Source organism: Agrobacterium sp. CCNWLW155 (assembly GCF_036888815.1).
Classification (GTDB): Bacteria; Pseudomonadota; Alphaproteobacteria; order Rhizobiales; family Rhizobiaceae; genus Agrobacterium; species Agrobacterium radiobacter.
Genome location: NZ_JBAKFW010000006.1, coordinates 196,904 through 221,860, shown reverse-complemented (window position 1 = coordinate 221,860; position 24,957 = coordinate 196,904). Strand labels below are relative to the sequence as shown.

Below are 24,957 nucleotides of genomic sequence, written 5' to 3'. Positions count from 1 at the left end.
TTTCATCTTGAGGAAACCAGTTGATGACGACATTTGATTTTCGCCAGGCTCTGCACGGCATCTCCGGCGTTCCCGTAACAGCCTATGAGGCCGGCGGGGAAGTCGACATTGGTGTCACGACCGAGGTCTATGCCCGCGTTGCAAGGGCGGGCATCCACAACATCGTTGCAGCCGGCAATACCGGCGAATTCTACGCTCTCACACCGGCCGAGATTCTCAGGGTCTACGAAGCCGCGATAAAAGGTGTTGATGGCCAAGCCCCGGTCACGGCGGCGATTGGACGCTCGCAGCGCGAGGCTCTCGCCATGGCGCGTCAGGCAAGGGAGATGGGCGCATCCGCCGTCATGTCCCATCAGCCGGTCGACCCCTTTGCAGCGCCTCAGTCGCAGATCGACTATTTCATCGGTCTGGCTGACGGCAGCGAGCTGCCGCTGGTTGCCTATGTCCGCGCCGACGGTTTTTCGGTCGATGACATGGTGAGGCTTGCCAGCCATCCGAATGTTGCTGGCATCAAGTTCGCAACGACCGACATCATGCTTCTGTCGCGTGCGATAGCCGCTTCCGATCAGAAGGGCGCGCTCTATGTCTGCGGCCTTGCGGAAAGCTGGGCGCCCGCCTTTTCGGCAGTGGGCGCCCGCGGCTTCACATCCGGCCTCGTCAACGTGGCTCCGCAATTCTCGCTTGAGGTTCATGAGGCCCTGACGTCAGGCGATTTTTCAGCGGCAAGGAAGGTCGTTGAAAAGATCGAACTCTTCGAGCGGCTGCGGACGCGCTATCGCAACGGCGCAAACGTGACAGTGGTGAAGGAAGCCATGGAAATCCTTGGCCTAAAGGTTGGCCCGGTTCGAGCGCCGGGACTTGCCCGTCTGGACGAACAGGATCGCAAGACGCTTGAAGGGCTGCTCGCCAGCTGGCGTTGACAGACGAGTTACCGGCAAGCTGCATTTTGTCTATGTAATATGCCGGCCATGGGCCGGCATATTCGTTGCGGGCGGAGCAGCGATCCTGCACCACCGAAGGGGTGATGGAGGTTCAGCCGAACAGAGCCAGACTGCTCTTCACGGTCACCCACACGCCCCAGAGAAGCGGAATGCCGACCGCAATCCAGGCCAGCGCCGCCTTGGCGTCCAGCCCGCCGCGTCCGATGCCGAAGGAGCCCGTGGGGCCGGCATTGGCTGCCGCCGTCTTGGCCTGCAGTGCCGCGACCTCCGCGTCCAACATGAACCACTTGTCCGAAAGCGGCCGCACGAAGGCGTTGGCCACGAGGCCGATCGCCAGCATGCCCGCCAGAATATACATGGTGCTGGTGTAGAGCGCCGGCCCGGGCGCGACACCCGCCGCGATCTGCGCTTCGCGGATGTAGTTGACGACGACGGGACCGGCAATGCCGGCAGTCGCCCAGGCTGTCAGCAGGCGACCGTGGATTGCGCCGACGAACTGCGTACCGAAGATATCGGCGAGATAAGCGGGAATGGTTGCGAAACCACCGCCATACATGGACAGGATGATGCCGAAGGCCAGAACGAACAGCGCCTTGTTACCCATCGTCGCCAGCGTCGGCGCCAGCGCATAAAGAATGATGCCGAGAATGAAGAAGCAGAAATAAGTGTTCTTGCGGCCGATCTTGTCGGACATCGACGCCCAGAAGAAACGTCCGCCGATGTTGAACAGCGAAAGCAGGCCGGTGAAACCGGCAGCAATCGCCGCAATCTGCGCCTTCTGCCCGGCGTCAAGATCCGCAAAACCCACGCCAGGCAGGCCGATCAGCGAGCCGGCGAAGATTTCCTGCAACATGGGCGAGGCCATGCCGATGACGCCGATACCGGCCGATACGTTGAGGCACAGCACCGCCCAGATGAGCCAGAACTGCGGCGTCTTGTGCGCGTCGCGCAGATGCACATGGCGATGGGTTATCATGGCGCTTTTTGCTGAAGGCGCCGTCCAGCCTTCCGGACGCCAGCCCGATGGCGGAATGCGGTAACCGAAGGCGCCCGCCATCATGAAGACGAAATAGATCAGGGCCATGACAACCAAAGTCTGCCAGACGCCGACCGAAACATCCGTCTTGAAGCTGTTCATCAGAAGATTGGCGAGCGGCGCGCCGATCATCGCCCCGCCGCCGAAGCCCATGATGGCCATGCCGGTCGCCATGCCGCGACGGTCCGGAAACCATTTGATCAGCGTCGATACGGGCGAAATATAGCCAAGGCCGAGCCCGACGCCGCCGATGACGCCAGCGCCCAGCCACATCAGCCATAGCTGATGGGTGATGACGCCGACCGCCGCCACCAGAATGCCGCCGCACCAGCAGCAGGCGGAAACGAAACCGGCCTTGCGCGGCCCCACTCTTTCCAGCCAGCCGCCCCAAATGGCGGCCGAGCAGCCAAGAAGAACGAAGAAGAGCGTATAGATCCAGCCGAGATCGGCCACGCGCCAGTTGCACTCGGTGGTGAACAGCGCGCCCAGAAGGGTAAGGCTGGAGCAGCTGGGGTCCGTCGCCGGCAACGCCTTCGACAGCGGTAGCCAGAACACGCTGAAGCCATAGGCCATGCCGATGCATAGATGAATGGCAAGGGCCGCCGGGGGCACCAGCCAGCGATTGAAACCCGGTCTTGCGATTATTCGTTCGCGGTCCAAAAACCCGGCTTGCGCCGCCTCTCCCGCCGTTGCGTCTGCTACTGCCATTGACATTACCTCCCTCGTGAATGTCTGGACATCTCAAATTCGCCCCGCCAGGCGAACATCGATATTGCCGGACGTCCTCCTGTCCGGCGGAAAGTCTGAATTGTGGTCTTGCCGCTCACGCCCCCGCGTTTTCGGGTATGCTCGGCTCGGAAAGGGACTCACCCGCAATTGCGCCCTTCCCGCCCGGCGCGCCCTTCGCATCACCGCCGAGACCAACCGCATCGGCTGCCGGATCACCGGGCCGCTTGATCTCCTTCGACGCAGCAAGCACAAGCGGCAGAAAATGACCGGCCCCGGCATCCACCATCTCGAAGAACCGGCGACGCATGCGCGGCTCCCAGAACTTGTTGATGTGCGTGGCGACACCGTTGATGCGAATATCTTCCGGCTGCGACAGAAAAAATGTCGCGATCTGGTTCGCCATTCTCACCAGTTTTTCATCGGTGTGGTTGAGCAACATGACCTATTCCCCCGCGCCGACCGTCAGCCGACGCCTCTGTGTGTGACAAGGCCGGGCGCACCCGGCCCTCCTTATTCCGCCGCTTCGAGCTTGCCGGCGATGCGCCGTGCACGGCGGCCAAGCGCATCATATTCCTCCTGCCACTCGGTCGGCCCGTTGGAGGGCGAGACCTGCACGGCGGTCACCTTGTATTCGGGACAGTTGGTGGCCCAGTCGGAGAAGTCGGTGGTGATGACATTTGCCTGCGTGCCGGGGTGGTGGAAGGTCGTATAGACCACACCCGGCGCCACACGGTCGGTGATCAGCGCTCTCAGCGTCGTGTCTCCAGACCGGCTGCCGAGCTTGATCCAGTCGCCATCCTTCACGCCGCGCTGTTCAGCATCATGCGGATGGATTTCGAGACGATCCTCCTCGTGCCAGACGACGTTTTCGGTGCGCCGTGTCTGCGCCCCGACATTGTATTGCGACAGGATGCGGCCGGTGGTGAGCAGCAGCGGGAAACGCGGCCCGGTGCGTTCGTCCGTCGCCACATATTCCGTGCGGATGAACTTGCCCTTGCCACGCACGAAACCGTCCACATGCATGATCGGCGAACCGTCAGGGAACTTCTCGTTGCAGGGCCACTGCACCGAGCCCTTTTCTTCCAGATAGGCGTAGGAAACACTGGCAAAGCTCGGCGTCGTTGCGGCGATCTCATCCATGATCTCGGACGGATGGGCGTAATTCCACGCAAGACCCATGGCTTGCGCCAGCTTCTGCGTCACTTCCCAGTCGGCATAACCGTTCTTCGGCGACATGACCTTGCGCACGCGGTTGATACGGCGCTCGGCATTGGTGAAGGTGCCGTCCTTTTCAAGGAAGGTGGAACCCGGCAGGAAGACATGGGCATAATTCGCCGTCTCGTTCAGGAAGAGATCGTGCACCACGACACATTCCATGGCGGCGAGACCGGCGGACACATGTTTCGTATCCGGGTCGGATTGCAGAATGTCCTCGCCCTGAATGTAGATGCCCTTGAAGCTGCCATCCACGGCCGCATCGAGCATATTGGGGATACGCAACCCCGGCTCGTTGTTGAGCTTCACACCCCAGAGTTTCTCGAAGACGTCACGCGTCGCATCGTCTGAAATATGCCGGTAGCCCGGAAGCTCGTGCGGGAAAGCCCCCATGTCGCAGGAGCCCTGCACATTGTTCTGGCCGCGCAGCGGATTGACGCCCACGCCCGGACGACCAATGTTGCCGGTCGCCATGGCCAGATTGGCGATCGCCATGACGGTGGTCGAACCCTGGCTGTGTTCGGTGACACCGAGACCATAATAAATCGCGCCATTGCCGCCCTTGGCATAAAGCCGGGCAGCACCACGCAGATCTTCCGCCGGAACGCCCGTAAAACGTTCCGTCTCTTCCGGGCTGTGCCGCGGCTCGGCCACGAAAGCCGCCCAGTCCTCGAATTCCGACCAGTCGCAGCGCTCGCGGATGAAGGCCTCGTTGAACAGCCCTTCCGTGACGATCACATGCGCCAGTGCCGTCAGCACGGCAACATTGGTTCCCGGAAGCAACGGCAGATGGAAAGCGGCCTCTACATGCGGCGTACGCACGAGATCGATGCGGCGCGGATCGATGACGATGAGTTTTGCGCCCTGACGCAGCCGCTTCTTCAGCCGCGAGCCGAAAACAGGGTGGCCATCCGTCGGATTGGCGCCGATCACAAGCACGACATCGGACTGCTCGACGCTGTCGAAATTCTGCGTGCCGGCGGAGGTGCCGAAAGCCTGCCCGAGACCATAACCCGTCGGCGAATGGCAGACGCGGGCGCAGGTATCGACGTTGTTATTACCGAAGCCGGCGCGGATGAGTTTCTGGACGAGGAAGGTTTCTTCATTCGTGCAGCGGGACGAGGTGATACCGCCGATGGATTCCCGGCCATATTGCCCCTGGATACGCCGGAACTCCGAGGCAACGTGAGAGAAGGCCTCCTCCCACGTGACTTCCCGCCATGGATCGCTGATCTTTTCGCGGATCATCGGGTTGAGAATGCGGTCCCTGTGGGTGGCGTAACCATAGGCAAAACGGCCCTTGACGCAGGAATGGCCGCGATTGGCCTGCCCGTCCTTCCACGGTACCATGCGCACCAGCTCTTCACCGCGCATTTCCGCCTTGAAGGAGCACCCCACACCGCAATAGGCGCAGGTCGTGACCATCGAATGTTCCGGCTGGCCAATCTCGATCACCGATTTTTCGGTAAGCGTCGCCGTCGGACAGGCCTGCACGCAGGCGCCGCAGGAAACGCAGTCGGAATCGAGGAAAGCCTCATGTGCGCCGGGCGAGACCCGGCTCTCAAAACCGCGCCCTTCGATCGTCAGTGCGAAGGTGCCCTGCACTTCCTCGCAGGCGCGCACGCAGCGGGAACAGACGATGCATTTGGAAGGATCGTAGGTGAAATAGGGATTGCTTTCGTCCTTCGGCATCCAGCGGGCATTGAGATCGCCATCACCGTCGCGGGCCTTGACGTGGTTGTCGCCTTCATAACCGTAACGCACATCGCGCAGGCCAACGGCACCCGCCATATCCTGCAGTTCGCAATCGCCATTGGCGGCGCAGGTCAGACAGTCAAGCGGGTGATCAGAGATATAAAGCTCCATCACGCCCTTGCGGATCTGCTTCAGCCGCTCCGTCTGCGTGTGCACGACGAGACCGGCAGCGACCGGCGTGGTGCAGGAGGCGGGGGTGCCATTGCGGCCCTCCACCTCGATAAGACAGAGGCGGCAGGAGCCGAAGGCATCCACCATATCGGTGGCGCAGAGCTTGGGAACATCGATGCCAGCTTCGCGCGAGGCGCGCATGATCGACGTTCCGGCCGGGACGGTTACCTGACGTCCGTCGATGGTGAGCGTCACCATGTCAGTCGCGAGGGATTTGGGGGTTCCATAGTCGAATTCTGTCACAAGGGCCATGGTCTTACTCCGCCGCTTCAACACGTGGGATGGGGGCAAAATCAGCAGGGAAATGCCGGAGCGCGCTCATCACTGGATAGGGCGTGAAGCCGCCGAGCGCGCAGAGCGAACCGAATTTCATGGTTTCGCAGAGGTCTTCGAGGAGTGCGGTGTTTTTCTCCCGCTCGATGCCGAGCGCGATCTTGTCCACCGTCTCGACGCCACGCGTCGAGCCGATGCGACAGGGCGTGCACTTGCCGCAGCTTTCGACGGCACAGAACTCAAGCGCAAACCGCGCCTGATGGAGCATGTCGGCCGTGTCATCGAAAACCACGATACCCGCATGGCCGATCAGGCCACCGGCAGCGGTAAAGGCCTCGTAGTCGAAGGTCGTGTCGAATAAGGAAACCGGGAAATAGGCCCCGAGCGGACCACCCACCTGCACCGCCTTGACGGGGCGGCCGGTGATCGTGCCGCCGCCGATATCATTGACGAGCTGTCCGAGCGGCAGGCCGAAGGCGGTCTCGTAAAGCCCGCCATGTTTGATGTTTCCGGCAAGCTGGATCGGGATCGTGCCATGCGAACGGCCAACGCCGAAATCGCGATAAAACGCCGCGCCGCGATCCATGATGACCGGAATGGAGGCGAGCGAAATGACATTGTTGACGACGGTGGGCTTGCCGAACAGACCCTGCAGGGCAGGCAGCGGCGGCTTGGCGCGCACCGTGCCGCGTTTGCCTTCAAGACTGTTCAGAAGCGAGGTTTCCTCGCCGCAGACATAAGCGCCCGCGCCCATGCGTACTTCCATATCAAAGGCGCGGCCGGAGCCGAGCACGGACGGGCCAAGAATGCCTTCGCGCCGGGCGATCTCGATCGCCTGTTCCATGACCTTGATAGCGTAAGGATATTCCGAACGCGTATAGATGAAGCCCCTCGTCGCGCCGACGGCAAGGCCGGCAATCGCCATGCCTTCGATCAGCACGAAGGGATCACCTTCCATGATCATGCGGTCGGCAAAGGTGCCGCTATCGCCCTCGTCCGCATTGCAGACGATGTATTTCTGGTCGGCGACCGCATCCGCAACGGTCTTCCATTTGATACCCGTCGGGAAACCCGCGCCGCCACGTCCGCGCAGGCCGCTCTCGGTCACCTGGGCGACAATGTCCAGCGGCGCCATGGCGACGGCTTTTTCGAGACCTTTCATGCCCTGATAAGCGCGATAGTCCTCAAGCGACAGCGGATCGGTGACGCCACAACGCGCAAATGTGAGACGCGTCTGGCTTTTCAGGAATGGGATATCCTTGGTTGGCCCGAGACAGAGACGATGCTCGCCGCCGGTGAGAAACCCTGCATCGAAGAGCGAAGCAACGTCGCTTGCCTTGACCGGTCCGTAGGCAATACGGCCATGTTCGGTGCGCACTTCCACAAGCACTTCAAGCCAGAGCATGCCGCGCGAACCGTTGCGGACAATATGCACATCAAGATTGCGGCTGGTCGCCTCGCGGGTGATCGCTTCGGCCACGCGGTTTGCGCCAACAGCCAGCGCGGCGGAATCGCCGGGAATAAAAATGGTGACACTCATCGGCGCGCCTCCGCCAGAATGTCGCCAAGACAATCCTCGTCAAGACGGGCATGGACTTCGCCGTCCAGCATCAGGGCCGGCGCCTGAGCGCAAAGCCCGAGGCAGAAGACGGGTTCCAGCGTGACAGAGCCGTCAGCGGCGGTTTCGTGCCAGTCGAGGCCGAGCCGGGTCTTGATGGTGTCCGCAAGAGGCTCGCCACCCATCGACTGGCAGGCCTCGGCGCGACAGAGCTTTAAGACATGTCGGCCGGAAGAATGATCGCGAAAATCGGGATAGAAGGTTATGACGCCATGGACTTCCGCGCGTGAGATGTTCAACGCGGATGCGATGATCTGTTTGGCGCTTTCCGGGATGTAGCCGAATTCTTCCTGCACCGCGTGCAGAATGGGCAACAGCGGCCCCTCCAGGTGGAGATGTTCGTCAATGACGGCGGAAACACGGGCCGCCTCATCTGCGGCAACCGCTCTGATATTCATAAGCCAGTCCTCCCAAACCGACGGGGCAAGGAATGATGAGCGGGATATAGTGAAATCCCTTCGCAGCCCCTGCATCGTTTGGAAGAATGTCGAGATGGGCGGGATCAGGTCAATAATCAGTTTCCGTCAGTTGATAGGAAATTCCTATCAAACGCCTTTTCCGCGGCCCGTTGACGGGCCTCGTGAAGCAGCGCGGAAACAAGCGGCGTGTGTGGTTCGCGGTGTGTGGCAATCAAGCCCACGAGATGCTCCGCGTCCGGTTCGGTGATCGGAATGATTTTTATCTGTTTCGGGAAACCAAATGATTCCGCAAGGTTACGCGGCATTATTGAAGCCCATTGTCCGGTTCGTATATGGGAAAACAGCACGATCATGGAGTTGGATTCGAGCGTCGGCTTTGCCTCCACGCCTGCCTCGGCCATATGCTTGTTGATGATGCGGCGATTCTGCATATCCGAAGTCAATAGGCATAGCCTAAGACCGGAAACCTGCTTCCAGGTAACGCTTTCCTGATCGGCGAGCGGCGTTCCGCCTGCCGTGATGAGGTGATATCGCTCCGAATAAAGCGGTACCGTGGTCACTCGACCAAGTGGTTCGTTGTCGAGATAGCTGATTCCCGCATCGATCTCGAGGTTTTCGATCTGGCTCAACACCTGAAGCGAGGTGCGCGACGTGACTGAAAAGGTCACATCAGGATGACGCGCCTGGAAGGACTCCGTCAATCGCGGGACCATCGCAAGCGCCGTCGGAATGACGGCAAGCCGGATGTGGCCCGCCAGACCCTTGCGGGCTGCGCGCATTTCCTCACGCATGGTGCGCGTATCGCCAACGATGCGGCGCGCCCATTCGAGGACACGCTGGCCCTCCGGTGTCAGCCCCTGAAAACGCGCCGCACGCACCACCAGAACGACACCCAGTTGGTCCTCCAGCTGCCGGATCGCAGCCGAGAGACTGGGTTGGGAAACGCCGCACTCCTCCGCGGCACGGCCGAAATGCTCTGCTCGCGCCAATGCAATGAAAAATTCCAGCTTGTCGATCATGCATCCTCCCGCGTGACTCGCGACCATGCGGATGGTGCGAGCAGAAGAACACTAAAGCGAGGCGGGGAAGCCCGCAAATGGATGCGGGTATTTTCCTGCAAACCGTGCGCTGACGACAAGACCAAATTCCCTCAAACGGGGACAGCCACGTCTGGCCGATTTGAAACAATCGGCCGCCGGGGCAGCCTATTTGCTGTCTTCGGTTAAGCCGGTGGGGAATATCGTCTTCTTCGCCAGCATGTCTTCAATCACCTCTGCGGGCACCGGCCGGCTGAAATAATAACCCTGGCCATAGGGGCAACCGGCATCGCGCAGAAATGCCGCCTGTTCGCCGGCTTCCACACCTTCGGCAATGACATCGATACCCAGAGACCCGGCAAGCTGGATCATGATCGAGACGATGGCGCTGTCCTTGGTTTTTTTGGGCAGGTGGGTGAGAAACGAGCGGTCTATCTTCATGCAGGACAGCGGAAAGGTCTTCAGCATGCCAAGACAGGAATAACCGATCCCGAAATCATCCAACGCCAGGCTGACACCCATCTGTTTGATGGCCCGCATGATCCGGACCGATGTTTCGACATCCTGAATGATGAGCGTCTCGGTGATTTCGATTTCCAGGAGCGATGGAGCAAGGCCGGTTTCCTTCAGCACCGACCTGATCTGCTGCACCAGCCCGCCCTGAAACTGCCGCGGCGAGATATTGACCGCCATCTTGACGGGCAAGAGGCCGGCGGCCGCCCATGCCTGCGCCTGACGACAGGCCTTCCTGAGAATGCTTTCTCCGAGTTCCACGATCAGCCCGGTTTCTTCCGCAAGCCCGATGAATTCCGCAGGGCCAAGCAAACCTTCCGTGGGGTGCTGCCAGCGCACCAGCGCCTCCACGCCGCTGATTGCGCCACTGACAAGATCGACCTGCGGCTGGAAGTGCAGCACGAACTCGTCTCTCTTCACGGCCTTGCGCAATTCCTCGATGCGGGTGAACTTCTTCCTCAGATCATCCGCCATATTAGGGGTGAAGGTGGCAATGCTGTCGCGCCCGTTATGTTTGGCTTCATACATGGCAAGATCGGCGGCCGCGACGATTTCCGCCGTGGTTTCCCCATGCTCCGGGAAAAAGGCCATGCCGATGCTGCATGTGACCTTGATATCGTAATTACCAATGCGCAATGGCTGCGAGACCGCGGCACGGATGCGCTGCAGCCGGGCTTCTACATCGTTCCTGCCTTCTTCAAGAATGATGACGAATTCATCCCCGCCTACCCGGAGAACGAGATCGTTTTTCCGGAGGCTTTTCGCAATGCGCTCGGCGGTTTTCGACAAAAGCGTATCGCCGATGCTGTGGCCGAGCGTATCGTTGATCTGCTTGAAATTGTCGAGATCGAGGAAGCCGATGCCGACCCGTCGGTGCGTCTTTGCCGCCGCCGCCAAAATTTCAGGCAATCTCGTATCGAGGAAACGACGGTTTGGCAGCCGGGTCAGCATGTCGTGATCAGCCAGAAAGGCGATATGTTCCGACGCCCTTTTGCGGTCAATCGCCAGGCCCGCCATACGCGCCGCAGCACCGATAAACTCCAGCAGCGCCGCCTCCGGCTTGCGGCTGGCCAGCATGCACCAGACGAAACCATGCGCCTTGCCTTCGCTGGCGGGGATATCGAAACTGAAGGCGATGTGTTCTGCCGGATGGGTGAGGCACTCAGGATCACTGACGCTGGAAACAAGTGCGGCCAGCCCCTCCTCCTGCGCAAGTGCGGGCGAGGCATAAACGGAGGGCTCCCCATCTGCCGCATCAAACACCCGCACGGCGCAGGCCAGTCCGGTTGCGAGATTTTCGATGGCCTTGACGAACTCCTCGAGAAAATCCTCAATACGCGCGGCGGCGACGATCATTTCCAGAATATGCGCCTGCGCCTGAAGCAGTCTCTCCGAAGCCTTTTTCTGGGTTATATCCCGCGAGGCGCCGACCACGCCGATGATGTTGCCAGCCTTGTCCTTCAGCGGCACGCGCGACATCATGAGCCAGCGGTCGATATCACCGCGCATGGCGCGTTCCTCGTAACCGAGATCCGGTTCGCCGGTGCGCATGACCCGCGCCTCGGTATCGGGAATGCCGGCACGCCGCGCTGCCTCACCGTTAATATCGTAATCGGTGAGCCCGATCAGTTGCTCGACCGTATCAAAGCCGTTTTCGGTGACGATGGCGCGATTGGCGAAAAGGAAGCGTCCTTCCAGATCCTTGGCATAGATAAAATCCGGTACGTGGTCGATCATCGCTTCCAGAAGCGCGTGCCGGTCGGAAGGATTGGCATTCTCGCTCATGGCAGGAGTGGCAGATGGCGTGACGCCGCGCTTTTTTCGCGGCATCAGGTTCTGCTCGGCTGTCTTCGGGCCTTTGGAACGCACCTCTCCGCCTCATTACTTTGCAAGGAAGCAGAATAGTAGGTTTATACGTATTATATAAATATGAACGGCGAAAAGAGATTGCCGGGAAACCTGCCTTTTGCAACTGGCTCCATGACGTCCCGCCTGCCTGAATAGGAACGGCGCAGCAGAAGCTGCGCCGTCAGCCTATAGGAGGCAATTCGTTGTCCGTCACACAACCGGCGTCGGCAGCTCTTTGCCGGCAAAATGCGCATCGAGATTGGCGAGAACAAGATCGGCCATGGCGCGCCGCGTCTGGTGCGTGCCGCTGCCGACATGCGGGGCGAGTGTGACGTTATCGAAGGCGAAAAGCGCTTCCGGCACCCGCGGCTCATCCTCGAAGACATCCAGCGCCGCGCCACCGACTACGCCGTTCGAAAGCGCTTCGACCAACGCCTTCTCATCCACCAGCGAACCGCGCGCCACATTGACGAGCACACCCTGCGGTCCAAGCGCCTTCAGCACATCCGCATTGACGATATGGCGCGTTTCTGCAGTGGCGGCGGCGGCGATGATCAGCACGTCGCAATTGGCAGCCAGCGCTTCGATGCTGTCATGATAATCATAGGCGACATCGCGACGGCTTCTCGCCGTGTAGGAAATGCGCGCATCAAAACCCTCAAGCCGCTTTGCGATCGCCTGACCGATGCGGCCAAGGCCGAAAATGCCGTAACGGCGGCCGGCCACACGGGTGGAAAGCCCCATATCGCCCTTCAGCCATTGGCCGGTGCGCACATGCTGATCCGCCTGCGGCAGCTTGCGCGCCTGCGCCAAAACGAGGCCAAGCGCGAGGTCGGCGACATCGGCCGTCAGCACGTCTGGCGTATTGGAGACTCGGAAGCCGCGCCGTTTCGCGTCAGTCAGATCGACCTTGTCGAAACCAACGCCGTTGATGGCGACGATTTCAAGATTGGAAAGCGCCGCGCCGATATCCGCCGGCAGGCCGATATGGCCGCCGGTGACGACGCCGCGGATCGCCGCGCCCTTTTCAGCAAGGAACGCCGCCTTGTCCGCGGCTTCGAACAGGCGATGCACGGTGAAGCGCTCGGCAAGTTCCTGTTCCAGTGCCGGGATAAGCGGGCACAGTTGCACGATTTCAGTGGTCATGGAGTTTCCTTTGCGCCGGTGAACTACTTCACATCGGCCTTGACGAATTGCCGGAGTTCCGGCGTTTGCGGATTGGCGAACAATTCAGAAGAACGGCCCTGCTCCCAGATCTTGCCCTTGTGCATGAAGATGGTCTCGGTCGCCACGCGGCGCGCAAAAGCCATTTCATGGGTGACGAGGATCATGGTCATGCCGTCTTTCGCGAGGTTTTCCATCACGGTCAGCACTTCCTCGGTCAGCTCGGGATCGAGTGCTGAGGTCACCTCGTCGAACAGCATCACCTTCGGCCGCATGGCAAGCGAGCGGGCAATCGCCACGCGCTGCTGCTGGCCGCCGGAAAGCTGGTCGGGATAGGAATCGAATTTCTCCGACAGGCCGACGAGTTGCAGAACCTCGCGGGCAATGTCCTTCGTTTCCGATTTTGCCACATCCTTGACGATGCGCGGAGCGAGCATGATGTTTTCGCCGACCGTCAGATGCGGGAAAAGATTGTAGCTCTGGAACACGATGCCAACATCGGTGCGCAGCTTGCGCAGCGCTGTGGCATCTCCGCCCAGCGCATGGCCGGCGATTTCGATGCGGCCCGAATTGATCTTCTCCAACCCGTTCATGCAGCGCAGCAGCGTGCTCTTGCCCGAGCCGGAGCGGCCGATGAGGGCGAAAACTTCACCACGGCCGACCGTCAGCGACACGCCTTTGAGGACTTCCAGAGCGCCAAAGCTCTTGTGAACGTTTTCAACGATTACTTCCGGCATGAAGCCTCCTTTCCAGCCAACGAGACAGCTGGGACAACGGGTAGCAGACGATGAAATAAAGCACGGCCACCGCGACGAAGACGCGGAACGGCTGGAACGTGGCATTGTTGATGAGCTGCCCCGCTCTCGCCAGTTCGACGAAACCGATGATCGATGCGATGGACGTATTCTTGACGACCTGAACGGCAAAACCGACGGTCGGCGGCAGGGAAATGCGGATCGCCTGCGGCAGGATGACGTAGCGATATTGCTGGGCGCGGGTAAGCGCCAGCGATTCCGATGCTTCCCACTGCTGCTTCGGCACCGCCTGGATGCAGCCGCGCCAGATTTCGGCGAGATAACCCGACGTATAGATCGTCATCGATGCGCCGGCGGCAATCAGTGGCGGCAGTTCCAGTCCGGCAAGGCTGAGGCCGTAATAGGACAGGAACAGGATCATCAGCACCGGAATACCCTGAATAACCTGGATATAGGTGCCGGCGGCAATGCGCAGCGCCTTGAAATTCGAGCTGCGGGCCAGCGCCACGAAGAAACCGACGAGGCCACCGCCGATGAGCGCAATGATCGTCAGAAGCACGGTCCATTGCAGGGCGGTCAGCAGGAAGCCGAACTCGTTCCAGCCGAAAGTTCGAAGAGTCATGACTGCACCTCCGGCATGGCGGTCATCGTCTTGCGGGCCACGCGGCGGCCGAACAGCCACATGCCGACAAGGGCAAGGATGAGCCGCAGGCTGAGCGCCAGCGCAAGATAGATGAGCGTGACGACGATATAGACCTCGAAGGAGCGATAGGTCTGCGATTCCACGAAGGCTGCGGCGGCCGCAAGCTCATGGGTGGAAATGGCCGAGCATATGCTCGATGCCAGCATCATCAGCACAAACTGGCTGCAAAGCGAGGGATAGACCTTGGCGATGGCAGGCACGAGGATGACGTGACGGTAGATCTGGTATTTTGTGAAGCCCAGAGCCTCGCCCGCCTCGATCTGCGACTTGTGCACCGCCTCGATGCCGGCGCGGATGATTTCCGTCGAATAGGCAGCAAGATTGATCGTCATGCCGATCAGCGCTGCCGTATCCGCCCCGACGCGAAAGCCGAGACCGGGCAAACCGAAATAGACGATGAAAAGCTGCACCAGAAACGGCGTGTTGCGGATCACCTCCACATAACCGTCCACGATGATACGGACGATGCCGCCATTGATGGAGCGCAGCGAGGCTAGAAGAATTCCGAAAGCGCAGCCCAGCACGATGGAGAGGACCGACAGCTTGATCGTCAGCCATATGCCGTTCAGAATCTCATTCTGATATTGGGCGAGCGCGCCGAATTGAAAAGTATAGGACATGCGTCACTCCGTTGACATTTCCCGGCCCGCCGGAATGTTCCCCGGCGGGCGCGTTGAAAGGCTCAATCAGAAGCTTGGCAATTGCGGCAGCGGACGGCCGGTCCACTTCACCGAGATACGGTCGAGATCGCCCGACATCTTCATGAGATAGATGGAAGTGTTCAGCCACTGACGCAGCTCGAAATCCTCGATCTTCGTCGCCATGGAATTGCCCTGCTGGAAGAAGGTGAAACCAACCTGCAGACCGGCTTCCGGACGCTGCTTGATGATCGCTTCGCCAACCGTGGACGGCAGGGCCACGGCATCTACCTGACCAGCAAGCAGAGCCTGGGCGCTGGTGGAATCGTCCTCATAGACAACGATTTCAAGACCTTCGACATTAGCCTTGCGCAGCGCGGTTTCCTGCGAGGAACCGCGATTGACCGAAACGCGCTTGCCCTTGAGGCTGTCGAGATTTTCGAACTTCTGGTCCTTGCCGGAGATGATGTCCATGTTGAACGCGCTGTAGGGCTGCGTGAACATGACGGTCTTGGCGCGTTCGCCGGTCGGCGCAAGCGTCGCGACAAGGAAATCGACCTTGCCGGTCTGAAGTGCCGGGATACGCGCCGGCGGTGTCAGCGGCACCAGTTCCACCGGCAGCGACAGGTAAGAGCCGATCAGATTGGCGACATCAACGTCATAACCGGAAGGATTGCCCTTCTCGTCCACCATGCCCATCGGCGGTGCACCGGTGAGAACGCCGATCTTGACCTTGCCACGCGCCGTGATCTCGCTGAGCGAGACGGCATGGGCGGACGTGGTGGCAGCAAGCGAAGCTGCGACAACACCGACTGCAACGGTCATGTTCTTCAGAAATCTGGATATGCTCATGGTTTCTCCTCCAACCCTATAGTGGCTGCCCAAAGTGGAACAGCGGCCTTGCGCAAACCGGAAAATGTTCTCGATAACATTTTAACGCGATTGACTAAAAACTCCTCCCAAGAAACCGCGAAAGCACAAAACCAGATGAATTCCCTATGAAATTCAACAAGTTCGGCTGGTTATCGATTTTCCTCTGCTCGACACCGCTTCACGTTCTTGGCAGGACTAATAATGCATGTTATCGGTATCATTGCAAGTCCGATCTACAGAACTGTTTCGGTCGGCATTCATTCGGGAGGAAACATGTACACACGCTCGGCAATTTTCGAAGGCAGGATTCACCCCGGTCGGGAGGAGGAGTTTTTCCGTATCGTGGAGGAGAAATTGCTGCCGGTCTGGAAGCGCATGCCGAACGCGCAGGCCGTGCGGGTGATGCGCACCGAGCGCACCGACCCGGATGCGGCCTCGATCATCATGGTGCAGGAAATCGACTATCCGTCGATGGAGGCGGTGGAAGAAGCACTGGTTTCTCCCGTGCGGCTGGAAGGCCGTGTGCTGACGGATGAGATGATGAGCATGTGCGACGGCCGCTTTTACCATCTGGTCTATAGCCGCGTCGCATAAATCCGGTGCACGCCGCACCGATATGCAATCATGCGGCGTGCTTTCCCTTGATATCTTCGTGTATGTCTTGTCCTGAACCGGTTCGAATTTAGGGAGACATGCTTTGGTGGAGCGCACGCCCTTGGCCGCAGCGTTAGTCACGTCAAAAAAAGCTACCATGAGCGACGTCTCGAAACTTGCGGGCGTCTCCAAGATGACCGTTTCGCGGGTGCTGGCCGATCCTGCGCTGGTGTCTGAAGAGACACGCCAGAAGGTGATGAAGGCCATCGAGAAGCTCGGTTATGTGCCGGATCGAATCGCCGGATCGCTTTCCTCCCGCCGTACCAATTTCATCACCGCCATCCTGCCGACGCTCACCAACTCCAACTTCGCCGATAGCGCTCAAGGGCTCGCCAATGCGCTGCGCGCGGCCGACTACCAGTTGCTGATCGGTTACACCATGTACGATCTGCAGGAGGAAGAGCGCGTCATCCGCACCATGATGGAGCGCCGCCCCGACGCCATTGTCGTCGCCGGCACGGTGCATACCAAGATGGCAAGCGAAGTCTTGATGCGCGCCGGTATCCCCATCGTGGAAATCTGGGACGTTCCCGAACATCCGATCGATCATGCTGTCGGTTTTTCCAATTACGAAGTGGGAAGAACCGCCGCCAAACATCTGATATCACTTGGATTTAAAAGAATCGGCGCGCTCGGCTCAAGAGCCGATGGCGACGTGAAGGACTGGCGCGGCGAAACCCGCCTTCTCGGTTTTGGCGCGGCGCTGCGCGAAGCCGGCATTGCCGACGACCTTATCATCCGCGAAGGCAGTGCGCCGGTCTCCTATGACCACGGGGCAAAGACGCTCGGCTCGCTGCTGGCCAAGGCCCCGGATGTCGAGGCCATCTTCGCCGTCTCGGATATTTCCGCCGTCGGCGCACTGATGGAATGTCATCGCCGCGGCATTCATGTGCCCGAACGCATTTCCATCCTCGGTTTTGGCGATTTCGATATCGGCAGGCAATGTTATCCGGCGATTTCTACGATCAGGGTCGACGCCCAGATGATCGGCCGCAAGGCGGGCGAATTGCTGCTTTCGATATTGGAGGCAGAAAAGGACGCTGCCATTCCCGAGGGTGCACGGGTGGATGTCGGGTTCGAGCTGATCGTGCGGGAGACGACGAAGCGGGCGGGCGGCTAATCCACTCTCTTCCCTCACTCCTGTGCTTGTCACAGGAACCCAGCCGACGTGCGTCTGCGCGGCGAAAGGGATTTTTCAGCCCAAGGACTTGGGCTGACTGGATCCCTGTGACAAGCACAGGGATGAGGGAAGCGCGGTGTATCGCCCTTACCGCGCGCCCCAGGTATCCGTCAGCCGATACCCCTCCGGCCATGGATCAGAGGGATCAAGCATGTGCTGGTGGATGCCGGTAATCCAGCCGCGGCCGGAGATTTCCGGCAGGATGGCCGGACGGTCGCCGACCTTGGTGGTCCCAAGAATACGGCCGGTGAAGGTGGAACCGATCAGCGACACCGCCGTCAGCGTTTCGCCTTCCTTCATTTCGCCGCGCGCATGCAGCACCGCCATGCGGGCCGAAAGCGCCGTGCCGGTCGGCGAACGATCGACCTTGCCCGGCTGGATGGCGACTGCCGCCCCTGCCCGCAGACCCTCCGCCGTGCGCTCCACCTTGCCCGCGAACAGGCAGAATGAAAAATGCCGCCAGTCCGGGTTTTCGGGATGGTCGAAGCCCAAAGCCTTGTTGGCGGCATTGGTGATGCGCACGCCGAGGCGGGCAATGTCATGCGCCTCTTCCGGCTTCAGTCTGAAACCCATAGCCTCGGCATCGACGATAACGAAGCTGTCGCCGCCATAAGCGGTATCCACCTTCAGCATACCGAGGCCCTCAACCTCGAGTTCGGCATCGAGTTTCGCGGCAAAGCTCGGGAGGTTCTGCACGAAAATGCGTTCGGCCTTGCCGTTGCGGCATTCGGCACGCACTTTTACCAGCCCGCCGGGGGCTTCCAGAAGCATATGGGTTTCCGGTTCCTGCATCGGCACGATGCCGCCATCCAGAAGCACGGTGGAGACGCAGATGGAGTTGGAGCCGGACATGGGCGGCGTGTCTTCCGGCTCCATGATGATGAAGGCGGCGTCCGCGTCAGGATGTTTCGGCGGCACCAGCAGGTTGACGTGGCGGAACACGCCGCCGCGCGGCTCGTTGAGCACAAAATTGCGCAGGGTCTCATCGCGGGCGATGAAACGGCTCTGTTCCCAGATCGTCTCACCCGGTGGCGGCTTTACGCCGCCGACGATCACATCCCCCACCTCGCCTTCCGCATGGGCGGAGATGACGTGAACGGTCTTGATACTGCGCATTGAATTCTCCTCAAGAGCATTTCCAGTAAAAGTGCGTAGCGGTTTTACGTCCGGAAAATGCGGAAAACGAAAGATCGAGAGCGCGTCTGAACGCGCTCTAGGAAAGCCAGGCGGGAAGACGGGAATCAGCTCGGCCGGTCAGCGCGCTTTCAACGCAATCGGCAAGGCTGCCGAAGCGCACCGCGCGGCCGCTGAGGCCGGGCCCGTAATGGGCGTATTTGCCGGAATTGGTCATCAGGGCGCGGGTCTTCGTTGGGAAGACCGGCTCGGAAATGGAGCACCAGCAGAGATCAGGCAGCACCTGCACGCCGCTGCCATGCAGGCTTTGCAGCGTGCCGTCCTGCCCGGCCGCATCGATGACCTGCTGACCGGCAGTGACGATGACGGCGACATCCGCATGGCGCCTGCGGCCGGCAAATTCAGCCGCAAGAGCGTGGCACTCCTCCAGCGAGGCATGCGGACTGCCGATGGCGACAAGCTGCACCTCTTCCGGTCCTTCGTTGAGAAGCGACCAGCCGGCGGCCATATCGGCAAGCGAGATGGTGACGGTGTCAGCCGTGTCAATCGGGGTCAACCCGGCTTCCGGCGTTACACCCTCGATATGCAGCATGGGTGCTGCGGAGGTGGTGCCAAAAGCAGCGCAGAGCGCCTTCAAATCATCCCGAGACGGCTTTGCAGAGCCGAGGCCGCGCAGCAGCGGAATACAATCCGGCGCTGCCTTACCGGCGAGATAACCGACGAGCGGCCAGAAGGCGTCGTTGATGCCCTCAGGCAAAGCCACGTCGACAATACGCTGCGGACGACGGTTTTCTTCGAGATAAACGCCTGACAATGGCGCCCTGCCCGTCAGTGCAATGCAGAGATCGAGAAAGTCAGGATGTTTGGCAGTGCGTGCGCCGAGCACCGTATTGGCGAAGATCACCGCGTTCGATTCGGCCCAGGCGATCGATTCGCCGGCACTCGGCGCGCTGTCGAGCAGGTAAGGCGAACAGGTGAAAGTGGGTCGACAGCCCATGCGCACATAGGCATCCGCCAGTCTCGCGGCCGGATCGCCGAAATCATCAGGCACGCCCTGCGCCCGCCAGTGCGCCTTGTCCACCGAAATGGCGTTCATGGTCGTCGGCACCCGCACCCTGCCGCCCATATCAGCCATCTTTTCCGCGAAGGTGAGGTTGGCGGGGCTGGCATAGATACAGCCGTCAATGTGACCCTGCGTGATATCGATGAGCGCAGACGCCCCCTGCTGGGCCGCCATGGCGACGATGATGCGCATGGCCTGGCGCACGGCGATGCCATCCCGACCCTCGAGCATCGCCCGGTCCTCATCCTCAAGGTCGAGATGGGCAATCGCCGGAGTCGCGATGGCAAGCGACAGGCCATCGGCCTCGATGCTGTTTCCATCAATGCGGACATGGGCGGCCCGGGAAAAGCGGGCGAAATTTTCGGCGTCGAGGCGGATGACCGGCAGCGCCCTGTCGAACATTTCCGCCGCCACAAGTGCGCCCAGCGTCAGCACATCTTCCGCCTCGCAGAAAACCAGTGCGGACGGCGCGCGGCCGGTGAGGATGAGATCGAGCAACACGCCCGACCCCGTGCACGAGCCGCGGCTGGTCGGCATGAACAGCACGCCGCCGGTGAGACAGATGCCGTGCAGCGGGTGATGCACATCGATCACCCTGCCGGTGGCGGGATCGACACCACCCCAGAAACTCAACGCTTCTGTCGTGGCGATCACGGGGCCTTCGGCCGCACCGGCCAGGATGCTGCGGGCTTCAGGAACGGCTGTTGTCGAAACGGCAGAAGACATTGGAAATCTCCGTCAGAAACGTTGCGGCGAAAATGCCCTTGTATCGATGGCGGGTTTTTGCCCCGTCAGAAGATCGGCGACGATGCGGGCCGTGCCCGCCGATTGCGTCAGCCCCAGATGCCCGTGGCCGAAAGCATAAACCACCCGTGCCGTGTGCCGCGCTTCGCCGATGGCCGGCAGGCTGTCCGGCAGCGACGGGCGAAAACCCATCCATTGCTTGCCGCCCTCGGTTTTCAGGCCCGGCAAGAAAGTTTTCGCCTTGGCCAGAAGCGCCTCGGAACGGGCGAAATTGGCCGGAAGCTCAAGCCCGCCCAGCTCGACCGCACCGCCGACGCGGATGCCGGAAGAAAGCCGCGTGACGACGAAACCATGACCGCCGAAGGTCACCTGCGTGCGCAGATCGAAAGCCCCGGACGGCAATGTGGTATTATACCCCCGTTCCGTTTCCAGCGGAATTTTTTCCCCGAGTGAACGGGCGATGCGATGCGAAAAGGCGCCCGCAGCCAGCACCACCTTGGCGGCCTTGCGGGTACGACCGTCATGGCTCACCACCTCGACACCATCTTCAAGCGGCCTGAGCGACGCGATATCGAGGCGTTCGATGCGCCCGCCTATGGCGCGGAAATGTTCGGCCAGCGCCAGCGTGTAGAGCTTCGGGTCGGCGATGGAATACCATCCCGGCGTGAACGTGCCGCAGGTGAAACGCGACGCGATGCCGGGCTGTATCTCGGCCATCTGTTCGGCATTGAGATGCCGGAACTCGATACCGTGGCGCTCACGCGCCTTCCAGCCGGGAAGCGAACTTTCGAACTCCGCATCGCTTTCATAGACCTGGAGGTTGCCCTCTTTGCGCAGCATGGCTGTTGTCTCGGTCTTTTTCAGGAATGGCTCCAGCTCGACCTTCGACAGATCCATCAGCGCCGTCTGGGCGGCGGTGGAATGTTCCACCTTCGATGCCGCACAGGCCCGCCAGAACCGGAACATCCACGGCGCGATCTTCAGCGCATAGGAGGGCGGCACGCTGAGTGGACCGAGCGGATCGAGCAGCCATTTCGGCGCTTTCCAGAGAATGCCGGGCGATGCAAGTGGCAGGATATCGGTGAAGGCAAAGGCGCCGGCATTGCCGGCTGAAGCGCCCGCTGCTGGTCCCTCACGGTCGATGACCGTGACCGAAAGACCGCGGCCCTGCGCCGCGATTGCCGCCGAGAGGCCGACGACGCCGGCCCCAATGACGATGACATCATGTGCAGGCATTACCGCACGCTCGCCAGGAACTTCTGGGTTTCAGCATGCTGCGGCGCGCCGAACAGCTGGTCCGGTGTGCCGATTTCCGCCATCACGCCCTGATGGAAGAAGGCGACGCGGTTCGAGACATCGCGGGCGAAGGCCATTTCGTGGGTGACGCAGATCATCGTCATGCCTTCATCCGCCAGCATCTTCAGCGTATCGAGCACCTCGCCCACCAGCATCGGGTCAAGCGCAGAGGTGACCTCGTCGAACAGCATATATTCCGGCGACATGGCAAGCGCGCGGGCAATCGCCATACGCTGCTGCTGGCCGCCGGACATGCGGTTCGGATAGACCTTCAGCTTTTCGGCAAGGCCGACATGGGTCAATTGCTTGACCGCGATTTCCTCAGCCTTCGCCTTGGAAATACCGAGCACCTTGCGCGGCGCCAGCATGACGTTTTCAAGCACGGTCAGATGCGGAAAGGCGTTCCATTGCTGGAAGACGATGCCAACCTTGCGGCGCAGCTTGTTGAGGTCGGTCGACTTGGCGTGCACCTCGGTGCCGTCGATGACGATCTTGCCGCTGTCGATCGGCTCGAGGCCGTTGATGCAGGTGAGCAGCGTCGACTTGCCGGAACCGGAGCCGCCGATGATGGTGACGACCTCGCCCTTGTTGACGGTAAGGTTGATCCCTTTCAGAACCTCCAGCGGGCCGAAGGATTTGCGGACGTTTTCGATCTCAATCATTGGGGGACCACCGTCTTTCGAGATACCCGCCGAAACGGGCGATGGGGAAGCTGATAAGGAAGTAGATGGCGCCGCAGATCATCAGGATGGTCAGCGGTTCCTGCAGGCGGGTGACGAGGATCTGCGAGGCGCGCAGAAGCTCGATGAGGCCGAGCCACAGCACCAGCGCCGAATCCTTCATGACGCCGAGCGTCAAGCCGATCCAGGAGGGCAGCGACACGCGGGTGGCAAGCGGCAGCACGATGTAGCGCATGTCCTGCGACCACGTCATGCCGAGCGACCGGCAGGCACGCCGCGTATTCGACGGCACCGCACCGATGCCGCCGCGCACGATCTCTGTGCAATAGGCCGCCGTATAAAGCGACAGCACCACGCAGGAGGTGGTGAATGGCGGCCAGCCGAGCTTGGCGATCGACTGGAAGGCATTGCCGAGCACCAGCTGGATAAGCAGCGGCACGGAACGGAAAATATCCAGAATGAAGGTCAGCGGCAGCGACCAATAGGGGCCGAACTGGAAGCGGATGATGCCGAAGATGATCCCCATGATGGTGCCTGCCGTGACGGCGACGGCGGTGACGGCAAGCGTCATGCCGGCACCCTTGGCCAGGAAGGCGAGATCACTCCAGGTGAGAGCGGTTTCAAACATGGCTCACCTCTCTCAATAACGGAACAGACGCGCGGCCAGTAATCGGGCGGCAAGCGTGACGATCTTGGCGATCACGTAATAGATGACCGCGGCGAGCGCGAAGAATTCAAAGGTGCGGAACGAACGGGCGTTCAAGGCCTGTGTGACGCCGGCGAGATCCGTATTCATGCCGACGGTGACACCGAGCGAGGTCATGAGGATTGCCCAGACCATCTGGTTGGTGGCAGGCAGAAACGCGACGCGCAGCATCTGCGGCATGATGATCAGACGGAAGGTCTGCATCGACGTCATGCCGAGCGAACGGCCGGAACGGGTCTGCGTATCGGGAATGGCTTTCAGCGCGCCACGGAAATTCTCCGCGAGATAACCGGCATTGTTGAAGGCGATACCGACCAGAAGCGCCGTATAGGGGCTCAGATGAATGCCGAAATTGCCAAGGCCGAAATGGGCCATGTAAATCTGGAACAGCGCCGGCGTGTTGCGGGCGACTTCCACCCAGACGGAGGCGAAAGCGCCAAGGATACGGTTGCCGGAGAGCCGGAACAGCGTCAGCGCGATGGCGAAGGTCAGACCGATCACCATCGACAGAATGGCGATCTGCAGCGTCACCACCGCACCGTCCAGAAGCTGCGGCAGAGCCTTCAGCGCCTGATTCCAGTGGAATGTATAGTTGAACATTAAGTGTCCCGCCTTTTCAGAAACGATCAACGGCGCGATCATTTCGACCGCGCCGTTTACGAAAAGTCCTGATCAGCGATAAACGCCGTTGACGGTGAGCGAAGGAACTTCGCCGCCAACCCATTTTTCATAGAGTTCGGCGTAACGGCCGGTGCGAACCTGCTGGTTGATGAAGAGGTTCAGGTAGTTGATGAGGCCGTATTCATCGCGGTTGGTGAAGAGCGCGACATAGTCGATGTCGTAAGGCGCCTTGCCGACCACGGAGATGCCGGCGAACTTGCCGCCCTTCACGTTGGACTGGGCAACCGTCGAGGTGGAAACGGTGGCGTCGATCTGGCCCTGGCTGAGTGCGAGGAACACGTCTGCCTGCGTCTGGTACGGGCGGAATTCACCGGTGCCCCATTCCTTGACCGACTTTTCGAGCGCGATGGCTTCGAACGTGCCGGCGGTTGCGCCAACGGTCTTGCCCTTCATGTCTTCGAACGACTTGATGCCCGACTTGTCGTTGGCGGTAACGGCCATTTCGAAGGCGAAGTAAGGCACGGTCATGCCGACTGTCTTGGCACGCTCCAGCGTATCGGAGGTGGACGCAACGCCAACGTCGACGCGGCCGGACATCAGCGCCGGAATACGCTCGGGAAACGGCGTTTCGACGATTTCAGCCGTGACGCCAAGCGCCTTGGCGAGATCGTTGCAATAATCGACGTCAAAGCCGATCGGATTGTTGGCGTCATCACGCGCGCCCATCGGCGGGAAGTCGAGCACAACGGCGCAACGCAGCGTGCCGGACGAAATAATGTCGTCAAGCTTGTCGGCCTTGGCCGGGGTGATAGCGGAAGTGGCGGCCAGCAGGCCGGCGAAAATGACCGATTTTTTCATTCTTGATTTGCTCCCAGAATTGGTCTGCCCTTGAAGGCGAGGTCACTATTTCCCCAAGAAAGCGATAAATCAACATAAAAATACAATGAGTATACAAAAAGAATTTTGTGCACGTGCGAACTGATGAGGTTCAATGGATTAGTTTCGAAAGCTGGCGCGAGGAGCCGACAAGGTGAGCGGAAACATCAAAGGCCCCTCATCCCTGTGCTTGGCACAGGGATCCAGCCAGCCCAAGTCTTTGGGCTAAATAGAGTCTTTCCGACGCGCAGACGCGCGTCTGCTGGATTCCTGTGACAAGCACAGGAATGAGGGCCTAAGGAATCTTTGTGTCCG

22 protein-coding genes are annotated in these 24,957 nt (G+C 60.5%); 3 read left to right on the top strand and 19 right to left on the bottom strand.

From position 1 onward, the window contains the following. Positions 1 to 23 precede the first annotated feature (23 nt). Positions 24 to 920, top strand: a complete 897-nt coding sequence (locus V6S97_RS19160) for a dihydrodipicolinate synthase family protein (RefSeq protein ID WP_334427640.1) — start codon at positions 24 to 26, stop codon at positions 918 to 920. A gap of 112 nt (positions 921 to 1,032) precedes the next feature. Here V6S97_RS19160 and V6S97_RS19155 read toward each other — a convergent pair whose 3' ends face one another. The 12 genes from V6S97_RS19155 to V6S97_RS19100 all read right to left on the bottom strand — a co-directional run bounded on the left by V6S97_RS19155 (position 1,033) and on the right by V6S97_RS19100 (position 15,667). Then, the gene (locus V6S97_RS19155) at positions 1,033 to 2,685 is read right to left on the bottom strand and encodes an OFA family MFS transporter (RefSeq protein ID WP_334427639.1); all 1,653 of its coding nucleotides are present in this window, start codon (positions 2,683 to 2,685) and stop codon (positions 1,033 to 1,035) included. A gap of 115 nt (positions 2,686 to 2,800) precedes the next feature. Beyond that, positions 2,801 to 3,145, bottom strand: a complete 345-nt coding sequence (locus tag V6S97_RS19150; RefSeq protein WP_020810957.1) for a formate dehydrogenase subunit delta — start codon at positions 3,143 to 3,145, stop codon at positions 2,801 to 2,803. A gap of 71 nt (positions 3,146 to 3,216) precedes the next feature. Further along, positions 3,217 to 6,099: a formate dehydrogenase subunit alpha gene (fdhF, locus tag V6S97_RS19145; protein ID WP_334427638.1), complete on the bottom strand. Its 2,883-nt coding sequence runs from the start codon at positions 6,097 to 6,099 to the stop codon at positions 3,217 to 3,219. A gap of 4 nt (positions 6,100 to 6,103) precedes the next feature. Next, complete coding sequence (locus V6S97_RS19140) at positions 6,104 to 7,660, bottom strand: formate dehydrogenase beta subunit (RefSeq protein WP_020810955.1); 1,557 nt, start codon at positions 7,658 to 7,660, stop codon at positions 6,104 to 6,106. Then, positions 7,657 to 8,136, bottom strand: coding sequence for a formate dehydrogenase subunit gamma (locus V6S97_RS19135; protein WP_031234029.1), 480 nt, complete (start codon positions 8,134 to 8,136; stop codon positions 7,657 to 7,659). The genes V6S97_RS19140 and V6S97_RS19135 overlap by 4 nt, the downstream gene beginning before the upstream one ends. Positions 8,137 to 8,252: 116 nt before the next feature. Then, positions 8,253 to 9,176, bottom strand: coding sequence for a LysR family transcriptional regulator (locus V6S97_RS19130; RefSeq protein WP_003505672.1), 924 nt, complete (start codon positions 9,174 to 9,176; stop codon positions 8,253 to 8,255). Between the two features lie 186 nt (positions 9,177 to 9,362). Next, a complete protein-coding gene (locus V6S97_RS19125; RefSeq protein WP_031234028.1) occupies positions 9,363 to 11,537 on the bottom strand; it encodes a putative bifunctional diguanylate cyclase/phosphodiesterase in 2,175 nt (724 codons plus the stop codon). Positions 11,538 to 11,765: 228 nt separating this feature from the next. After that, a complete protein-coding gene (locus V6S97_RS19120) occupies positions 11,766 to 12,701 on the bottom strand; it encodes a 2-hydroxyacid dehydrogenase (RefSeq protein ID WP_020810952.1) in 936 nt (311 codons plus the stop codon). 23 nt (positions 12,702 to 12,724) lie between these two features. Beyond that, complete coding sequence (locus tag V6S97_RS19115) at positions 12,725 to 13,456, bottom strand: amino acid ABC transporter ATP-binding protein (RefSeq protein WP_020810951.1); 732 nt, start codon at positions 13,454 to 13,456, stop codon at positions 12,725 to 12,727. Further along, positions 13,437 to 14,096, bottom strand: coding sequence for an amino acid ABC transporter permease (locus V6S97_RS19110; protein ID WP_112295748.1), 660 nt, complete (start codon positions 14,094 to 14,096; stop codon positions 13,437 to 13,439). The genes V6S97_RS19115 and V6S97_RS19110 overlap by 20 nt, the downstream gene beginning before the upstream one ends. Beyond that, a complete protein-coding gene (locus V6S97_RS19105) occupies positions 14,093 to 14,797 on the bottom strand; it encodes an amino acid ABC transporter permease (protein WP_060727219.1) in 705 nt (234 codons plus the stop codon). The genes V6S97_RS19110 and V6S97_RS19105 overlap by 4 nt, the downstream gene beginning before the upstream one ends. Before the next feature lie 66 nt (positions 14,798 to 14,863). Beyond that, entirely contained in the window at positions 14,864 to 15,667 is an 804-nt protein-coding gene (locus tag V6S97_RS19100) for a transporter substrate-binding domain-containing protein (RefSeq protein WP_020810902.1), read from the bottom strand. A 294-nt stretch (positions 15,668 to 15,961) separates the two neighbouring features. On the opposite strand from V6S97_RS19100, the gene V6S97_RS19095 reads away from it, so the two are divergent. Both V6S97_RS19095 and V6S97_RS19090 read left to right on the top strand, forming a co-directional pair. Further along, positions 15,962 to 16,282, top strand: a complete 321-nt coding sequence (locus tag V6S97_RS19095; protein WP_003505663.1) for a hypothetical protein — start codon at positions 15,962 to 15,964, stop codon at positions 16,280 to 16,282. Between the two features lie 157 nt (positions 16,283 to 16,439). Then, the gene (locus V6S97_RS19090) at positions 16,440 to 17,462 is read left to right on the top strand and encodes a LacI family DNA-binding transcriptional regulator (protein ID WP_031234012.1); all 1,023 of its coding nucleotides are present in this window, start codon (positions 16,440 to 16,442) and stop codon (positions 17,460 to 17,462) included. A gap of 147 nt (positions 17,463 to 17,609) precedes the next feature. On the opposite strand, the gene V6S97_RS19085 is transcribed toward V6S97_RS19090, so the two are convergent. The 7 genes from V6S97_RS19085 to V6S97_RS19055 all read right to left on the bottom strand — a co-directional run bounded on the left by V6S97_RS19085 (position 17,610) and on the right by V6S97_RS19055 (position 24,624). After that, complete coding sequence (locus tag V6S97_RS19085) at positions 17,610 to 18,638, bottom strand: trans-3-hydroxy-L-proline dehydratase (protein ID WP_080864429.1); 1,029 nt, start codon at positions 18,636 to 18,638, stop codon at positions 17,610 to 17,612. 97 nt (positions 18,639 to 18,735) lie between these two features. Continuing rightward, entirely contained in the window at positions 18,736 to 20,445 is a 1,710-nt protein-coding gene (lhpI, locus tag V6S97_RS19080) for a cis-3-hydroxy-L-proline dehydratase (RefSeq protein ID WP_334427637.1), read from the bottom strand. A 12-nt stretch (positions 20,446 to 20,457) separates the two neighbouring features. Continuing rightward, positions 20,458 to 21,699, bottom strand: a complete 1,242-nt coding sequence (locus V6S97_RS19075; protein ID WP_020810898.1) for an NAD(P)/FAD-dependent oxidoreductase — start codon at positions 21,697 to 21,699, stop codon at positions 20,458 to 20,460. Next, the gene (locus tag V6S97_RS19070; protein ID WP_112356913.1) at positions 21,699 to 22,421 is read right to left on the bottom strand and encodes an amino acid ABC transporter ATP-binding protein; all 723 of its coding nucleotides are present in this window, start codon (positions 22,419 to 22,421) and stop codon (positions 21,699 to 21,701) included. Before V6S97_RS19070 ends, V6S97_RS19075 begins: the two co-directional genes overlap by 1 nt. Next, positions 22,414 to 23,067: an amino acid ABC transporter permease gene (locus V6S97_RS19065; RefSeq protein ID WP_003505657.1), complete on the bottom strand. Its 654-nt coding sequence runs from the start codon at positions 23,065 to 23,067 to the stop codon at positions 22,414 to 22,416. Before V6S97_RS19065 ends, V6S97_RS19070 begins: the two co-directional genes overlap by 8 nt. 12 nt (positions 23,068 to 23,079) lie before the next feature. Continuing rightward, positions 23,080 to 23,745, bottom strand: coding sequence for an amino acid ABC transporter permease (locus V6S97_RS19060; protein WP_080864430.1), 666 nt, complete (start codon positions 23,743 to 23,745; stop codon positions 23,080 to 23,082). Positions 23,746 to 23,817: 72 nt separating this feature from the next. Beyond that, positions 23,818 to 24,624: an ABC transporter substrate-binding protein gene (locus V6S97_RS19055; protein ID WP_020810896.1), complete on the bottom strand. Its 807-nt coding sequence runs from the start codon at positions 24,622 to 24,624 to the stop codon at positions 23,818 to 23,820. Between the last annotated feature and the right edge of the window lie 333 nt (positions 24,625 to 24,957).

Excerpts from the sequence above, each read along its gene's own strand:
- V6S97_RS19160 (WP_334427640.1), top strand. The coding sequence starts at position 24 with ATGACGACATTTGATTTTCGCCAGGCTCTGCACGGCATCTCCGGCGTT.
- V6S97_RS19155 (WP_334427639.1), bottom strand. The coding sequence starts at position 2,685 with ATGGCAGTAGCAGACGCAACGGCGGGAGAGGCGGCGCAAGCCGGGTTT.
- V6S97_RS19150 (WP_020810957.1), bottom strand. The coding sequence starts at position 3,145 with ATGTTGCTCAACCACACCGATGAAAAACTGGTGAGAATGGCGAACCAG.
- fdhF (WP_334427638.1), bottom strand. The coding sequence starts at position 6,099 with ATGGCCCTTGTGACAGAATTCGACTATGGAACCCCCAAATCCCTCGCG.
- V6S97_RS19140 (WP_020810955.1), bottom strand. The coding sequence starts at position 7,660 with ATGAGTGTCACCATTTTTATTCCCGGCGATTCCGCCGCGCTGGCTGTT.
- V6S97_RS19135 (WP_031234029.1), bottom strand. The coding sequence starts at position 8,136 with ATGAATATCAGAGCGGTTGCCGCAGATGAGGCGGCCCGTGTTTCCGCC.
- V6S97_RS19130 (WP_003505672.1), bottom strand. The coding sequence starts at position 9,176 with ATGATCGACAAGCTGGAATTTTTCATTGCATTGGCGCGAGCAGAGCAT.
- V6S97_RS19125 (WP_031234028.1), bottom strand. The coding sequence starts at position 11,537 with ATGCCGCGAAAAAAGCGCGGCGTCACGCCATCTGCCACTCCTGCCATG.
- V6S97_RS19120 (WP_020810952.1), bottom strand. The coding sequence starts at position 12,701 with ATGACCACTGAAATCGTGCAACTGTGCCCGCTTATCCCGGCACTGGAA.
- V6S97_RS19115 (WP_020810951.1), bottom strand. The coding sequence starts at position 13,456 with ATGCCGGAAGTAATCGTTGAAAACGTTCACAAGAGCTTTGGCGCTCTG.
- V6S97_RS19110 (WP_112295748.1), bottom strand. The coding sequence starts at position 14,096 with ATGACTCTTCGAACTTTCGGCTGGAACGAGTTCGGCTTCCTGCTGACC.
- V6S97_RS19105 (WP_060727219.1), bottom strand. The coding sequence starts at position 14,797 with ATGTCCTATACTTTTCAATTCGGCGCGCTCGCCCAATATCAGAATGAG.
- V6S97_RS19100 (WP_020810902.1), bottom strand. The coding sequence starts at position 15,667 with ATGAGCATATCCAGATTTCTGAAGAACATGACCGTTGCAGTCGGTGTT.
- V6S97_RS19095 (WP_003505663.1), top strand. The coding sequence starts at position 15,962 with ATGTACACACGCTCGGCAATTTTCGAAGGCAGGATTCACCCCGGTCGG.
- V6S97_RS19090 (WP_031234012.1), top strand. The coding sequence starts at position 16,440 with ATGAGCGACGTCTCGAAACTTGCGGGCGTCTCCAAGATGACCGTTTCG.
- V6S97_RS19085 (WP_080864429.1), bottom strand. The coding sequence starts at position 18,638 with ATGCGCAGTATCAAGACCGTTCACGTCATCTCCGCCCATGCGGAAGGC.
- lhpI (WP_334427637.1), bottom strand. The coding sequence starts at position 20,445 with ATGTCTTCTGCCGTTTCGACAACAGCCGTTCCTGAAGCCCGCAGCATC.
- V6S97_RS19075 (WP_020810898.1), bottom strand. The coding sequence starts at position 21,699 with ATGCCTGCACATGATGTCATCGTCATTGGGGCCGGCGTCGTCGGCCTC.
- V6S97_RS19070 (WP_112356913.1), bottom strand. The coding sequence starts at position 22,421 with ATGATTGAGATCGAAAACGTCCGCAAATCCTTCGGCCCGCTGGAGGTT.
- V6S97_RS19065 (WP_003505657.1), bottom strand. The coding sequence starts at position 23,067 with ATGTTTGAAACCGCTCTCACCTGGAGTGATCTCGCCTTCCTGGCCAAG.
- V6S97_RS19060 (WP_080864430.1), bottom strand. The coding sequence starts at position 23,745 with ATGTTCAACTATACATTCCACTGGAATCAGGCGCTGAAGGCTCTGCCG.
- V6S97_RS19055 (WP_020810896.1), bottom strand. The coding sequence starts at position 24,624 with ATGAAAAAATCGGTCATTTTCGCCGGCCTGCTGGCCGCCACTTCCGCT.